Origin of the sequence: Pseudomonas sp. E6002 (genome assembly GCF_013385565.1) — a bacterium.
In the GTDB taxonomy this organism is placed as follows: domain Bacteria; phylum Pseudomonadota; class Gammaproteobacteria; order Pseudomonadales; family Pseudomonadaceae; genus Aquipseudomonas.
Window position 1 is genome coordinate 16,835 of record NZ_JACAPT010000035.1, and the last position, 15,984, is coordinate 32,818.

The 15,984-nt window shown below is 61.1% G+C and carries 8 protein-coding genes; 1 reads left to right on the forward strand and 7 read right to left on the reverse strand.

The window, feature by feature from the left end; all coding sequences use genetic code 11:
- Positions 1 to 5 precede the first annotated feature (5 nt).
- From HX815_RS26065 to HX815_RS26095, 7 genes are all read right to left on the reverse strand, one after another.
- On the reverse strand, positions 6 to 3,869 hold the full coding sequence (locus HX815_RS26065) for an Ig-like domain-containing protein (RefSeq protein ID WP_177029112.1): 3,864 nt from the start codon (positions 3,867 to 3,869) through the stop codon (positions 6 to 8).
- Between the two features lie 125 nt (positions 3,870 to 3,994).
- Positions 3,995 to 4,594, reverse strand: a complete 600-nt coding sequence (locus HX815_RS26070) for a LysE family translocator (RefSeq protein ID WP_177029113.1) — start codon at positions 4,592 to 4,594, stop codon at positions 3,995 to 3,997.
- A 188-nt stretch (positions 4,595 to 4,782) separates the two neighbouring features.
- Positions 4,783 to 8,979 carry a YncE family protein gene (locus HX815_RS26075; RefSeq protein ID WP_177029114.1) on the reverse strand — a complete coding sequence of 1,399 codons (4,197 nt, stop codon included), beginning with the start codon at positions 8,977 to 8,979 and terminating at the stop codon, positions 4,783 to 4,785.
- A 125-nt stretch (positions 8,980 to 9,104) separates the two neighbouring features.
- A complete protein-coding gene (locus HX815_RS26080) occupies positions 9,105 to 9,944 on the reverse strand; it encodes an AraC family transcriptional regulator (RefSeq protein WP_102369235.1) in 840 nt (279 codons plus the stop codon).
- An 82-nt stretch (positions 9,945 to 10,026) separates the two neighbouring features.
- Positions 10,027 to 10,668 (reverse strand): DUF1345 domain-containing protein, encoded by a 642-nt coding sequence (locus HX815_RS26085; protein ID WP_003214055.1) that lies wholly within the window; start codon positions 10,666 to 10,668, stop codon positions 10,027 to 10,029.
- 43 nt (positions 10,669 to 10,711) lie between these two features.
- Complete coding sequence (locus HX815_RS26090) at positions 10,712 to 13,804, reverse strand: efflux RND transporter permease subunit (protein WP_177029115.1); 3,093 nt, start codon at positions 13,802 to 13,804, stop codon at positions 10,712 to 10,714.
- Positions 13,805 to 13,816: 12 nt separating this feature from the next.
- Positions 13,817 to 14,974, reverse strand: a complete 1,158-nt coding sequence (locus HX815_RS26095) for an efflux RND transporter periplasmic adaptor subunit (protein WP_177023326.1) — start codon at positions 14,972 to 14,974, stop codon at positions 13,817 to 13,819.
- Between the two features lie 305 nt (positions 14,975 to 15,279).
- On the opposite strand from HX815_RS26095, the gene HX815_RS26100 reads away from it, so the two are divergent.
- Positions 15,280 to 15,981, forward strand: a complete 702-nt coding sequence (locus tag HX815_RS26100) for a response regulator transcription factor (RefSeq protein ID WP_008430287.1) — start codon at positions 15,280 to 15,282, stop codon at positions 15,979 to 15,981.
- Positions 15,982 to 15,984 lie beyond the last annotated feature (3 nt).

Consider the following 15,984-nt stretch of genomic DNA (forward strand, 5'->3'; position numbering starts at 1 on the left):
AATTGCTAGTAGCGAGTAAGGCACCATCCTCCGTAGATTGCATGGGAAGAGTTTACCGCCCATAACTGTATAGGGGCAGATATGTGCACGAACCAGTACCACGCATGCGGACTGAACTCGCAAAGCCCGTAATGTTTTGAGCGCGCTGGTGGATAATATATAGTGTTGAGCCGGTCCAAAGGACCAGTCCCCACAGTAGAAACTATCGGGTAGCCTCCTATCGATCGCATCCAGTTTATCTGAGCCTGAGAACTTTGTTCCGTCTCGTTGACTTGCAGTTGATAGATGTTGGAAACATTAACTGTATACTGCCTTTGAATATTGTTTCTATCAAAAGCAGTGATAACTGCCGATCCGTTGCGATTACCTGTCACCTTGCCCGACGAGGCATCTACTGAAGCAATCGCGGGATTGCTGGAGCTATAACGATAGTTTGGCACGCCACCACTGGCCACGCGAGTCGCCGTATTGTTCGGCCAGTCTTGCCCTCTTGGGGACCAGTTTGCAATGATCCTAACTCCATTCAGGTTTAATTGACTTTGATCAATCCTCAGTGAAGTAATTACCGTATAGGTCGCAGTGGGGAACGTAATGGCCGTGGATTCAACGCTGCTGCCATCAAACGTTACCTTACACGTTACGGTGATGGTGCTGTTGTTAGGCAGGCCGTCCAGCCATGTGCGCAGTACCGCCTTGTTCACCAAGCCGGTCGATACTTCTCCCGCTGGCAGGCTGTAGTTTGTCAGCACATTCAACGGCGCGCTGCCCGCCCTGGTCAGTTGCACCCAGACCTTCTGGCCCGTTGCGGCCAAAGGCCAAGGGGCAACACTCAAGGTGGCATTGGTGCTGAAGTTATTGAGGTTCAACTCACCGCCTGTAGGGACGCCATTGATCAGCGGCCGAGGCAGCGCCGAGGACGGAACACGGTTGACGGTCAGCTTCTGTGTTTCTGACGGGACAGTAGTCGTCCCTATCGTCGCCATATAACGGAGCTCGATCAATTTGCCCGCGCTGTTGGCGAGGATGTCCCGGCTGATCTGAAAGTCGACGCGCTTATTGGTGTTACCGTTCTGCGCCGGGATGGTCGCCATGGTGCCGTTCGGGTAAATCCACTCGAGGGCGATGCGGTGGGCCGCGGTCATTTCGTTATAGGCCACCGCCACATAGGCGTTGTTCTGCCAGTCCTGTGGGTCGATGGTCAAGGTGGCGCCCTGCAGATTGGCAAAGGCCGGGCGCGGCAATGTGGCGGGGATCGACTGGATGATATGCTCGCGTACACCAAACAATACTGCGGTGTTTTTATCAGTGCTTTCGGCCAGGCTGACCCAGAAGCGAATGGTCAGGTGCGACTCGTTCCTGAGGCCTTGCAGCTCCGCCAACGGTATGGGTTGCGAGACACCCAGGGTGGCGCTTTCTCCAACAGGGGCGGCGATAAAAGTGTCCAGGTTGAACGTACTGCCGTCGGTGTTGGTACCCGTGTATTGCAGCCACATGAACTGCTCTTCAAAGGCCAAAGGCCAGGCCGCCACACGGGTGCGGGCTTGAGCGACGAGCTCGTTCGTCGGCAGGATCACGCTGTTGCCGACCCCGTCGATGGTTGGTGTGGGTAAGCCACTCAACGGCAGCAAGTCCAGGTTCAGAGTATCCGACTCATGGAGAAACCCGCTGCGGGTAAAACTGTATTGCACACTGATGCGGTTACGCTCGTTGCGAATGCCCTTGGCAATGGTACGAGCCTCTATCGGCACACCCACTTCATTGGTGTCGGGGTTGCCCCAACCCGTTTCGACGGTGCTGCCCAGCAGATCGGCCGTCACCCATTTCACTGAAAACGATTCGCTCTCGCGCATGCGCCGGTATTTCACCAGCACCGTTGCACCCGATTGAGCTGCCAGCGGGTCAAGCCGGTCAGGGTACTGCTCGGCTTCCACGACTTCAGGCGCATCCAGTTCCACGCCACGGCCCACGGTCAGGAGGGTTGTAAACGAGCGCAAGGTGAGTTTCGGCAGCGGGGTTTCGCGTTCCAGGCTGTAGGTGATGCGCAGTTGGCCATCGAAGTTGTTATCCAGCACCGCACGGCTCACCGGCAGTACCAGTGGCTGGCCCTGTGTCGCACCGTTGATCGTCACCGAACCGCTGGCGGAACCGCCTGTGCCCGTGCCCACAATGTTCCATTGGATATGGTCGCGGCTCCTGGTTGCCGTATAGGGTAGCGTCAGCAGCACGCTGTCGCCCACTACGTCAACCGGGTCAACGTTGTCGTCAATCGCACCCTGCAGGGTGGGGGCAGGCATGGTTTCGAGGCGTTCGTCGATGCGTACTGTCAGCACCCGGGATTTGCGTTCGATCAGCGCACCGTAGGCATGCAACTGGCTGTCTGCGCCGTCGTCGACCAGGTAGTACACCGCGACGTCACCTAATCCCTTGAAGCGTTGCAGCACCTCGCTGGTTACCCGGCGCGTGCCCCCTTGGTCCCCGGCCAGTTGCGGGTCGGAATAGCGCATTCCACCGCCCCCTGGAACGATCTGCTCGATGACCAGGGTTTCCATCGAATCGTAGGCGTGGGGCTGGTAGGACGGGATGCTGATAAACGCATCATCGTCCGGGTTGATCAGGCCCAACTCGCTCGGGGTCACGGTCACTGCCGGCATCGAGGTCGGTGTACCCACCACCGTTACGGTGACACTGCCAGACTGCCCGAGGTGGCCACCGGTGGCCGTGTGCCAGACGAATGAAGCCCTGAACGAGCCGCCGATGACGCGCTCGATCAAATCGCGGTCCACCGGGAAGATCTCTTCCCGACCGTTCCTGACTTCGACAGGATCAAGCACCAGTTCTTCGATCGTGCCGTCCGCCAATGTGGCCGTCAGGGTAATCGTGACCTGGTTTGGGGGCAGCGGGGCCGGTGTCACCCGTGGGGTCTGCAACAGTATTTCGAACAGTGAATTACTTTGCGTGTCGTAATCGATTTGCCGGCTTTCCGCGTCATCCACCAGGAAAAACGGCGCGCTCATCAAGCTGGGGTCCAGTTCGGCGACCAGTCCATACGGCTTGGAGTACTGGTATTTTTCCCCTGAGTAATTCTGAACCACATCGAACACCCTGAAGCGCAGGGTGAGTGCGCCGTTGAGGCCGCCCTTGAGAATATTTTCCTTGCTGATAAATACCCTGATCGGCTGGATACCGCCAGCCTCGGCGGCCGTGACCAAGTGCCTGATCTCAATTCCGTCCCAATAGAACTCAATGGTGTCGTTCTTGCGCACGTTCGGATAGGGCGCAATCACGGCGTATAACCCGCGACTGATCGTGTCCATGTTGATCGTGCTGCTTTCGGGCAAGCCGTCGACACTCAGGCTCAGTTTACTGTGCCATTTGTCGTCACCATTGTTCTCAATCCCGCCGGGACGGGTGGTCTTGATCAATATGCTTTGCGGCGGCGAGGTGCTTTCCTGGCCGCTGCCTGCGCGCACTACCCGCGCGCGCACTTGAACTTCACCTTCAGGCATGCGTTCGGCGATGACGTACATGCCATAACGATCCTGGTCCATCTCGACGACACCAGATACCTGAAGATCGTTATTGAGGTACAACTCAAAGGCGTCGAAGATGGCCCAGGTGTGCCATTTTTCCAGGACGAAATACGCATAGGGCTGAACATGCCGAATGCCCAGGCCATAGGCGTAAGGTTCATCGGGATACCGGTCAAGCGAGACCGGCGGGAACGCCGAATAGGGTGGGGCCAGGTCTTCAGCCGTGATCACCGGCAGGGGCGCGGGCTCAAGGAGGGCCAGGGGGCTGTCGGAAACAGGTACACCTGGGTCTTCAATGACCGAGGCATTGTCATCGGGGTCGATCGGTTGGTTGGGCATGCTGACCACTCCTTGCTGGAAGTCACGCACAGCGCTGGCTGTGCATATAGGCAAGGGAAATCAAACACCCGCAGCCCCGATAGCGGATAGCTGTGAAAACTGACAGTGCCGACGAATGGTTGTGTCTACACCCAGACGCTCAGCCAGCTTGAGACCAGCAACATCACCGCCATGCAGCGGTTGAACCTTTGCATGGCCTTGGGCGAACGAAACACCCGGCTGCTTCCAACCCCCAGCAATGCCCACGCGCCGAGGCACGGCAAGGCGATCACAAAGAACGCCAGCGACAGGTACAGCACATGGCTCTGGCGTTCATCGCCATTGCCGGCAAACACGCTCACCACCGCCAGGGCCATCATCCAGGTCTTGGGGTTGACCAGTTGCAGGCTGGCGGCGCCGGCCAGGCCCAGGGGTTTTTGCACGGCAGCCGGGTCGATTGACTCGGCGGGGGCGCTGAAAATCTGCCAGGAAAGGTAGCTGAGCCAGGCGACCCCCAGCCATTGCATCGCTGCCTGCACCCGGGGCCAGTGCGCCAGCGACTGGCCAACGCCGGAGCCTACCAGCAGCACAATCCCCGCCGCCCCCGCGCATGCGCCCAGCACGATAGGCAGTGCGGCTTTGAAGCCATACCGTGCGCTGTTACTCAGCACCAGGATATTGGTGGGGCCAGGGGTGATGGAGGCTACAAAAGCGAATAACAGGAAGGGCAACAGGGTAGGGAACATGGTGGGGCGACTCCGTAAGTGGGGCGATGGAGTCGATGGTTGCAGGTGCGTGGTGGCGTGTCTGGAAGGTTTGAGCAGGGGCGGGCGGACACGGGGAGGGGATAGTGGCGGGAGAGCTATAGGGGACAAAAAAAGGGACAAGTCCATGGTTTAGATGGACCTGTCCCGGTTATACCTCGGTTAGTTAATCAATAACGCATGACGTAGAGTCCTTGCGAGTCACTGTCGGTGAAATAAGCTTTTGAACCGTTTGGTAGTACTGCAATATTGCCAGATCCAAACTCAATGTCCACGGGTACAGTCGCTATAAGCCTGTCCGTATTTGTGTCAAATATGTTGAAGACCCTGTACCCTGCCGTATAGGCATGAGGAAGTACCGGGTTGACTGCAACCGACCTTCCCCATCCCGCCCCAATCACGGTCACCAAACTGTTGGTGTTGGTGTTTATTATCCCCAAGCCATCACCTCTCGCCAAATAGAGGCGAGGGGTGTTGGTACTTAAAGCCATGGGCCCAGTCACTCCCTGAATGACAGTTACAACACTATTGTTTGCAGTATTGATAACAGTCGTATCAACCGCGTTGAAACCGCCGCCATAGGTCGTAAGATAGGCACGCGTGTTATTAGGTGAGCGGGCGATGAAGTAAGACTGACCCGCTATTTGAGCTATCCGATTGCCGGTGGCGGCGTCGTAAGTATAAGCACCGCTCCTCGCAGTAACATATAGCCGAGTGCCTGCAGTATTGATCGCCAAGTCCACTATAATTTCATTTACGGTGGCATAGGTCGCAACTCTGGCGAAGGAGGTTGTACTGATTACCGCTATGCTGGTGCGGACCAGGTCCAGGTAGAGTCTTGATCCGTCCGGGTGAATTGCAAGGTGCCCACTGGACTGAATGTCATACGAAGCCGAGTGAATAATGGCGTCTGTTGCTGTGTCGATAACGTAAATCGCAGTTCTACCACCCCCGCCAACAGCGACATAAACGCGGCGCCCGTCAGGGCTGACGACGACCCCCCTTGATGAGTGAAGGAGGGTAGGAATAAATTTGACCTCCGCTAGCCATGTCACGGTATAGGTACTTTGCAGGAGCGGGATGGCTTTTGACTCATCGTCACTGCCGTCATACGTCACTTTGCAGGTCACCGTGAACGTAGTGTTTTTCCCCAGGCTTGCCAGCCAGCTGCGGGAGACAGCTTGGTTGGTGATGCCGTTGGCCGCTTGAGCAGCAGTAATGGCGTGTGCCCTCAGCACCGACAAAGGTTCTACACCTGCCGCCTCCAGCGTGATCCATACACGTTGACCTTGCTTGCTCAATTCCCATTTGGCTACTGAGGCGTGTGCATCCCCGGTGAACGCCTGGAGGTCCAGGGTTGTGCCGCTGTTCATGTTATTGATTCGCGGTTGTGGCGGTCTTCCCGCCGGGATCCTGGCCACTGTCAATACCTGCGTTTCTGAAGGCACCGGGCTGCCATTGATGGTGGCGACATAGCGCAACTCAATGGTTTTGCCGACGCTGTCTGCCAGCACTTCATTGGTAATGACGAAATCCACACGACCGCCGTCCAGGCCGTCCTTGGCGCCAATATCCGCAACACCGCCATCCGGGAAAATCCATTGCAACTGGATGGAATGGCTTGGATTCATGCCGCCATACGCCACCGTGACACTGGCGTTGTCTACGTGGTCCAGCGGCTGAATGGTCAGCGTTGCCCCGGGCTGGTCGTTGAACCGTGGGTGCGGCAGCACGGCGGGCAGGGTTTGCACACGGTGTTCACGCACGCCAAACAGCACGGCGGTGTTCTTGTCGGGGCTTTCTGCCAGGCTGACCCAGAAGCGGATGGTCAGGTGCGAGCCATCCATCAAGCGCTGCAGTTTGTCCACTGGCGCGGGTGGCGAGATACCGTTGGCGGCACCGTTTTCGGTGACCAGGTTGGCGGTGTAGGTGTCCTCGCGGTACGGGCTGCCGTCGGCAAACGTGCCCTCCCAACTCATCCACATAAACTGCCCGGCATCGATAAACGGCCAGACGGATACACGGGCGCGGGCCTGGTCATTGAGTTTCGACAGGTCGAGCAGGGTGCTGTCGCCAATGCCGTCGATCGTCGGTGTGGGCAGCCCGGTGAGGGGAAGCAGGTGCAGGTCGACAGTGTCCGAGGGGTACGGAAAGGCGCCACGGTTGAAGTGGTATTGCACGCTGATCTGGTTGCCACCGGGGCGAATACCCCTGGCGATGGTGCGCGCCGGGATGGTCACGAATACTTCGTTGGTGGACGGGTTGCCCAAGGTGTACTCGGTGGCACTGCCCAGCCCGTCGCGGCTCAACCAGTCGACCTTGATCTGGTCGGTGGCCTGCATCGGCCGGTATCTCACGATGACCTTGGCGCCGGTCAATGCGGCCAGGGGGTTGAGTGCGTCGGGGAACAGGGTGGCGCCGTCGATAACCGGACGCTCCAGTTGCACGCCGCGGCCCACGGTCAGGTTGAGCACCTCGGAGCGCAATACCAGGCGTGGCGGGCCGCTGCGTTCGAGGCTATAGGTAATGCGCAGGCTGCCATTATTGTTGTTGTCGAGGATCGCCCGGCTCACCGGGAAAACCAGGGGCTTGCCTGCCGTGCCGCCGTTGATGCGCACAACGCCGCTGGCCGAGCCGTCAAGGCCGGAGCCGATGGCGTTCCAGTGGATCAGGTCACCTTCTTCGGTCTGCCCGTGCGGGGCGGGCAAGGTCAGGGGCAGGGTCAGCAGCAAGGTGGGCGTGGTCACATGGCTGGGGTCGATGTTGTTGCCCAGGGCACCTTCCAGGTGTGCAGTCGGCATGTTGCCGATGCGCTCACCCACGTGGGCGAACAGCTCGCGGGACTTGCGAGTGGTCAATGCGTTGCCGTCCAGGACGTGGCCGGCGCCATCGTTGACCAGGTAATAAAACGCGATGTCGCCCACGCCTTCAAACTGTTTCAGGTTCTCTTTGCTGACGTAGCGCGTGCCGCCCTGGGCGCCCGCCAGTTGTTCTTCCTTGTAGATTTCGCCACCGCCGCCCGGGCGGATATGCTCAATCACCAGGGTTTCCAGCCAGTCCGGGTCGTGGGGTTCGTAGAAGGGGATCTGCACGGTGATGTCCTGATCGGGCTCGATCAGCCCCACCTCGATCGGTGCGACCGTCACTGCCGGCATCGCCACCGGCGTGCCCACCACGCTGACGGAGGTACTGCCGGATTGCTCCACGCGGCCGTCGTTTTTCAGCCACTGGAACGAGACCCGGAAGGACCCGCCCACCAGTTGTTCGATAATCTCGCGGTCGACGGTGACAAATTCAACGCCGAGGTTTTTGTCCACCACCGGGGCCAAGGGGAACACCTGGGTCGAACCGTCGGCCAGGGTACCGAACAAGGTCACCGCCAATTGGTGCCGCGGCAGGGGCGCCGGGGTTTGCCGAGGCACCGTCACCAGCACTTCGAAGGTTGCCTCGCTCTGGGTATCGAAGTCGATCTGGGTCGCCTCTTCGTAATCCACCAGGAAGATCGGTGCAAAAAGCAGGTTCGGATCCAGCTCGCTGTCCAGGAAGTAGGGTTTGGAGTACTGGTATTTATCCCCGGAGAAGTTTTGCACCACGTCCGAGACCCGGAACCGCAGGGTCAGCTTGCCGAAATGCCCCCCCTGCAAAATGATGTCCCTGGAGACAAAGACGCGAATCGGCCCTGAACCCGCGACTTCGGCCGGGCTGACGATATGCGTGACTAAAACCCCATCCCACGACAGCTCGATCTGGTCATTCTGGCGCAGGTTTTCATAGCGCTGGATCAGGCACCAGACCCCGCTGTTGGCATTATCTATATTAACGGTGGAGCCCTCAGGCAGGCCTTCCACCGTCATCACCAGGCCCGGGTGCCATTTGCTGCCGGGGTCGTTATCGCGGCCACCGGGGCGGGTGGTCTTGATCAGGATGGTTTGCAGCGGCGACGTACTCTCCTGGCCGCTGCCGGCCCGCACTACGCGGCCGTATATCTGGACGTCGCCTTCGGGGATGAATTCTTCGGGGACGAACAAGTCGTAACGGTCCCGGTCTTCAAGCGCAATATCGGCGGCGACTGCATTGACCAGGTCGTTGAGGTAGAGGGCGTAGAAGTCGTAATTGAAGTTGAACCAGCGTTCGAAGGTCCACTGGGCAAAGGGGCGCACGTGGCGGATTCCCAGGCCGTAGACCCCTCTTTCAGGATACAGCGTGGCATCCAGCGGGACCGACGGATAGGCCGACTTGGGTGGGGCGAGGTCTTCGACGCGGCGCGACGCCAGGCCTGACGATGGGTTATGCAGCACGAGGGCGTTGCCGGGCGGGTTGTTGTCGCCCAGCGGCGCATTATCCGGGAATATGGGAAAATTGGGCATGGACAGGCTTCCTTGAATGAGGCGCGGCCCTGAGTGGCCGACTGCTGACAAGGAGATCAAACACCTATCGGGGGGCGTGGCGAACCTGTGAGAATTGACAGTGCCGACGAGTGGTAGTGGCGCAGCTAGCGCTGCAAAACGCTTGAACACCGCTTGCGATACGCCGCCGGCGTCAGGCCATACGCCCTCACGAACCAGCGCCCCAGGTGACTCTGGTCGGCAAAGCCCAGGGCAATCGCTACGTCGGCGGGTTGCTTGCCGTTGGCCAGCCAATGCCGGGCGCGGGCCAGGCGCAGTTGCACCAGGTAGGCATGGGGCGGCAGGCCGAAGGCGCTCTTGAAGGCGCGGGTAAGGCGAAAGCGATCGACGCCGCAGGCCCGCGCCAGTTCATCCATGCCCACATCTTGCTGCAGGTGCGCATGCAGGTATTCCCGGGCCTTGTGCGCCACCCGTGGCAGGCGAGGGTCTTCATGGTAGCGGGTGCGCCAGTGCAGTTGCGCAGTGAGGCGTTCGAGCAGTTGGTCCATCGCCTGTTGCCGCACGATGCGCAGTTCACCTCCGTGCAAGGTCTGGAAGGCCCGGCTGGTGGCCAGGGCCAGGCGCGGGTCGCTGGCCAGGGTACTGGCAAACCCCAGCTGGCTGTCGAGCGGCGCTTCTTCGAACACTGCGCTGACTTCCCGCGCCAACCACTGCGGGTCGAGGTAAAGCATGTGGTAGGTAAAACCGTCCGCCGTGGGCGCGTCGCCGTCGTGCAGCTCGCCGGGCTCCACCAGGAACACCTGGCCGGGCACGCTGTTATGGCGGGTGCGCCGGCAGTTGAACTGCTGCACACCTTGCTCCGTGACGCCCACCAGGTAGCTGTCGTGCCAGTGCGGGTCGTAGGCGTGGCCCTCGAAATGCGCGCGCAGGGTCTCGATGCCGGTGTCGGCGTCCTGAGCCAGGTCGATCCAGTTGTGGGCGGCCATAAAATACCTATGGGGTGGAACACTGCAAGAGCGAACAAGCTCGCTCCTGCAGGGGCTTAGCGTCTAGAAGGTTTGTGCAGCTTCATCCAAACAATCCGGCGGCGATGTTGATCGAGAACCCCAGGATCGCCGTGTTGAACAGAAACCCGATCAACGATTGCCCCAGCACCACCTTGCGCATGGTACGCGTGGCAACCCCGACATCCGCCGTTTGCACCGCCACGCCGATGGTGAACGAGAAGTACAGGAAGTCCCAGTAATTGGGCGTGCGTAAATCCTCGGCAAAGCGCAGTGCCGGCTCGGGTCCGTCCCAGGTGTAATACAGGCGCGCATAGTGCACGCTGAAAATCACCCCGATCAGCAGCCATGAGCCAACCACCGTCAGGCCGGTAAAACCGTAGTGCAACAGGCGCTGGCTATCGCTCAGGTCCTTGGTGCCCACCAGGTTCAGGGTGATGGTCGCCAGGCTGGCAATCGCCGCGATGCACACCATGAACAACACCAGGCCGGCGTTCTCGTCCTCGATCTCGGCGATGCGTTTCACGTCGTCGGCCCGGGAATGGCTGGTGAGCCACAGCATCAGCACCAGGTAGGTCCAGACCCCGGCGTTCCAGCCGATGAGGATTTTGCTGATGATCGTGTCGGCGGGAGCCAGGAGCCCCACCGCCAGGCCCAGGACGGCGGCGGAGGACAGGCGAGGGTGGGTGCGTGCGAGGAAGGGCATGGCGCTCACAAATCAGGGATGAGTAAGCACCATAGCGCATTTATTACGTGTGGCGCTTGCGCACCAGCTTCATGACCACGACGAAGAACACCGGCACAAACACCACCGCCAGCGTCGCGGTAATCATGCCGCCGATCACCCCGGTACCGATGGCCTGCTGGCTGGCCGAGCTGGCGCCCGTGGCAATCGCCAACGGCACCACGCCGAGGATGAACGCCAGGGACGTCATGATGATCGGCCGCAGGCGCAGGCGTGCGGCTTTCAACGTGGCGTCGATCAGGTCTTCACCCTGGTCATACAGGTCCTTGGCAAACTCGATGATCAGGATCGCGTTCTTCGCCGACAGCCCAATGATAGTAATCAGGCCGACCTTGAAGAACACATCGTTGGGCATCCCGCGCAAGCTTACGGCCAATACCGCGCCGAGCACGCCGAGGGGCACCACCAGCAGCACCGAGGTCGGAATCGACCAGCTCTCATACAGCGCCGCCAGGCACAGGAACACGATCAGCAGCGACAAACCGAGCAGCAGCGGGGCCTGGGAGCCGGACAAGCGCTCCTGCAACGACAGGCCGGTCCATTCCTGGCCCAGGCCGGCGGGCAGTTGGCTGACCAGGCGCTGGATTTCCTCCATCGCCTCGCCGGTACTGTGGCCCGGTGCCGATTCACCGGAAATCGCGATGGCCGGGTAGCCGTTGTAGCGGGTCAACTGGGCGGGGCCCTGAATCCAGCGCGCCTCGACGAAGGCCGACAGCGGCACCATCTTCCCGGCATTGTTGCGCACATGGATCTTCATCAGGTCGGCCACCTGGCTGCGCTGATCACCTTCGGCCTGCACCACCACCCGCTGCATGCGGCCCTGGTTGGGGAAGTCGTTGATATAGGCCGAACCGATGGCCGAGGACAGCACATTGCCGATATCGGCAAAGGAAATGCCCAGGGCATTGGCTTGCTTGCGGTCAACTTCCAGCTGTACCTGAGGTGCCTCGGCCAGGGCGCTTTCACGCACGTTGGCCAGGATCGGGCTTTTCTCGGCGGCGGCCAGCAGTTCGGTACGGGCCTCCATCAACGCGGCATGGCCGACGCCGCCACGGTCCTGCAGGCGGAACTCGAAACCACTGGAGGTGCCCAGGCCATCCACCGGCGGCGGCAGGATTGCATAGGCAATCGCGTCCTTCAGCTCGGTAAAGGCCGCGTTGGCACGGTCCGCAATGGCCGAGGCGGAATCCTTGCTGCTGCGTTCCGACCAGTCCTTGAGCGTGGTAAACGCCAGCGCGGCGTTCTGCCCCGAACCGGAGAAGCTGAAACCCATGATCATCGTGGTATCGCCCACGCCCGGCTCGCCGGCATTGTGTGCCTCGATCTGCTCGGCGACCTGCACCGTGCGGTTCTTGCTGGCACCCGGCGGCAGCTGGATATCGGTGATGGTGTAGCCCTGGTCTTCCACCGGCAGGAAGGACGAGGGCAGGCGGGCGAACAACACCCCAAGCCCCACCACCAGCACCAGATAGATCAACAGGTAACGCCCGCTGCGCTTGAGGGCGTAGGCCACCCAGCCTTCATAGCGGTCGGTGAACTGCTCGAAGCGCCGGTTGAACCAGCCGAAGAACCCGCCTTTCTCATGGTGCTCGCCCTTGGCAACCGGCTTGAGCAAGGTCGCGCACAGGGCTGGGGTCAAGGTCAGGGCGAGGAATGCCGAGAACAGGATCGAGGTGGCCATCGACAACGAGAATTGCTGATAGATCACGCCCACCGAACCCGGCATGAACGCCATCGGCAGGAACACCGCCACCAGCACCAGGGTGATACCGACAATCGCCCCGGTAATCTGGCCCATGGCCTTGCGCGTGGCCTCCTTGGGCGACAGGCCCTCGGTAACCATGATCCGCTCGACGTTCTCCACCACCACAATCGCATCGTCCACCAAAATGCCGATGGCCAGCACCATGCCGAACATGGTCAGCACGTTGATCGAGAAACCCAGCAACAGCATCGTCGCAAAGGTGCCCATCAGCGCGATGGGCACTACCAGCGTCGGGATCAATGTGTAGCGGATGTTTTGCAGGAACAGGAACATCACCGCAAACACCAGCAACATCGCTTCGCCCAGGGTGTACACCACCTTGGTGATCGAGACCTTCACGAACGGCGAGGTGTCGTACGGAATTTTGTATTCGACGTTGGCCGGGAAGTAGCGCGCCAGTTCGTCCATCTTCGCCCGCACCAGGGTCGCGGTGCTCAAGGCGTTGGCGCCCGGTGACAGCTGCACGCTGACGGCGGTGGACGGCTTGCCGTTCAGGCGGGTGGAGAACTGGTATTCCTGGCTGCCGATTTCCACCCGCGCCACGTCACCGACGCGCACGGTGGAACCGTCCGGGTTGGCCTTGAGCACGATGTCGGCAAATTCGGCCGGGGTCGACAGTTGGCCTTTCACCAGGATCGACGCGGTGATCTCCTGGGTCTTGGTGCCTGGCAAATCGCCGATGCTGCCGGCCGACACCTGGGCGTTCTGCGCCGCAATCGCCGCGTTGACGTCGGCCGGGGTCAGGTTGAAGCCGATCAGCTTCTGCGGGTCGATCCAGATGCGCATTGCGCGTTCGGCGCCGTACAGCTGGGCCTTGCCCACACCGTCCAGGCGCTTGAGTTCGTTCATCACGTTGCGCGCCAGGTAATCGCTGAGCGCCACGTCATCGAGCTTGCCGTCACTGGAGGTCAGGGTCACCAGCAGCAGGAAGCCGGCGGAGACTTTCTCCACCTGCAAGCCTTGCTGCGTCACGGCTTGGGGCAGGCGCGGCTCCACCGCCTTGAGACGGTTTTGCACGTCAACCTGGGCCATCTCCGGGTCGGTGCCCGGCTGAAAGGTGGCGGTGATGGTGGCCGAACCGAGGCTGCTCTGGGATTCGAAATACAGCAGGTGATCGGCGCCGTTAAGCTCTTGCTCGATCAGGCTGACCACGCTTTCGTCCAGGGTTTGCGCGGAGGCACCCGGGTACACCGCATAGATCTCGACTTTCGGCGGCGCGACGTTGGGGTACTGCGCCACCGGCAACTGCGGGATGGCGAGGGCGCCGGCCAGCAGGATAAACAGGGCGACCACCCAGGCGAAGATCGGGCGGTCAATAAAGAACTGCGGCATGTTTAACGATCCTTATTGGCCGGATGCCTGGGCGATGGGCGCGGGGCTGTCGTCGACCTGGACTTTCTCGCCAGGGCGGGCGTGTTGCAGGCCTTCGACGACGATACGGTCACCGGCCTTCAGGCCGCGGGTCACCACCCAGCGGTCATTGACCACCGAACCCAGTTCTACCGGCTGCTGGCTCACGGTTTGCTCGGCGTCCAGCAGTAACACCATCGGGATCCCGGCGCTGTCGCGGGTGATCGCCCGTTGCGGCACGCTGATGCCTTGCTGGTCGACGGCTTGCTCCAGGCGCACGCGGATAAAGCTGCCGGGCAGCAGGTCGAGATCCGGGTTGGGGAACTCGCTGCGCAAGATGATCTGCCCGGTGCCCGGGTCGACGCTGATCTCGGCGAACAGCAACTTGCCCGGCAGCGGGTACGGGCTGCCGTCATCCTGGATCAGCGTGGCCTTGGCCTGGTCCTGGCCGACTTGCTTCAAGTGCCCGGCGCGAAAGGCCCGGCGCAGGTCGTTCAGCTCGCGGGTGGATTGGGTCAGGTCGGCGTGGATCGGGTCCAGTTGCTGGATCAGCGCCATCGGTGTGGCTTCGTTCTGGCCCACCAGCGCACCTTCGGTCACCAGCGCACGGCCAATCCGACCGGAAATCGGCGCAGTCACGGTGGCATAACCCAGGTTCAATTTGGCGCGCTGCACGGCGGCCTGGTTGGCGGCCACATCGGCGGCGGTTTGCCGGGCGGCGGCGCGGGCGTTGTCGTATTCCTGGCCGCTGATGGCGTTGCCTTCCACCAGTTGGCTGTAGCGCTGCTCTTGCAAGCGCGCCTGGAATGCATTGGCCTCGGCCTTGCGCAGGCTGGCCTGGGCGCTGTCGAGGTCGGCCTTGAACGGCGCCGGGTCAATCCGGAACAGCACATCGCCCTGTTTGACGTCATGGCCTTCCTTGAACACCCGTTGCAACACCACGCCGGCCACCCGGGCGCGCACTTCGGCGATGCGTGGCGCGGCAATCCGTCCGCTCAACTCGCTGGTGATGGACAGGGGCTTGGCTTCCAGGGTTTCGATCCGCACCTTGGCCAGCGGCGCCTCGGCGGCGTCGTCCGCCGACTTGCCACACGCGCTCAACGCCAGTGTCAGGGCCAACAGGCAAAACGGCGCAAACAGATTCTTCGACATGCTCATATCCCAATATTGACTGGCGCATCCTACGGGCGCCCCCGCCACAGTGCTGTGAAGCTCTGTAGGTGGTGTGTGAAGAAATGTAAGGTGCGACCCACAGATGCACGCGGGCGTATATCCTTCATAACCGCCGAACCTTACACGATCTTCCTGATACCGAAGATCAAATGTGGGAGCGGGCTTGCTCGCGAAGGCGGTGTGTCAGTCGCCGTGTGCGTTAACTGAAACACCGCTTTCGCGAGCAAGCCCGCTCCCACATTGGATTTGCGTACTACTCAGAAATTGTATTATTTGGAAATACCATGCCCAACATTCTTCTGGTGGAAGACGACGCCGCGCTCTCCGAATTGATCGCCAGTTACCTGGAACGCAACGGCTATCACGTCAGTGTGCTCAGCCGTGGCGACCACGTGCGTGAGCGTGCGCGGCTCAACCCGCCGGACCTGGTGATCCTCGACCTGATGCTGCCGGGCCTCGACGGCCTGCAGGTCTGCCGGTTGCTGCGGGCCGACTCGGCCACGCTGCCGATCCTGATGCTCACCGCCCGCGACGACAGCCATGACCAGGTGTTGGGCCTGGAAATGGGCGCCGACGACTACGTCACCAAACCCTGCGAGCCGCGGGTATTGCTGGCGCGGGTGCGAACCTTGCTGCGCCGCAGCAGCCTCACCGAACCCCAGGTGGCCAACGACCAGATCCTGATGGGCAACCTGTGCATCGACCTGTCGGAACGCACCGTGACCTGGCGCGGCCAGCCGGTTGAGCTGTCCAGCGGTGAATACAACCTGCTGGTGGTGCTGGCCCGGCACGCCGGCGAAGTGCTCAGCCGCGACCAGATCCTGCAACGCCTGCGCGGCATCGAGTTCAACGGCACCGACCGTTCGGTGGACGTGGCGATTTCCAAGCTGCGGCGCAAGTTCGACGACCACGCGGGCGAGGCGCGCAAGATCAAGACGGTGTGGGGCAAGGGCTACCTGTTCAGCCGTTCCGAGTGGGAATGCTGAGCC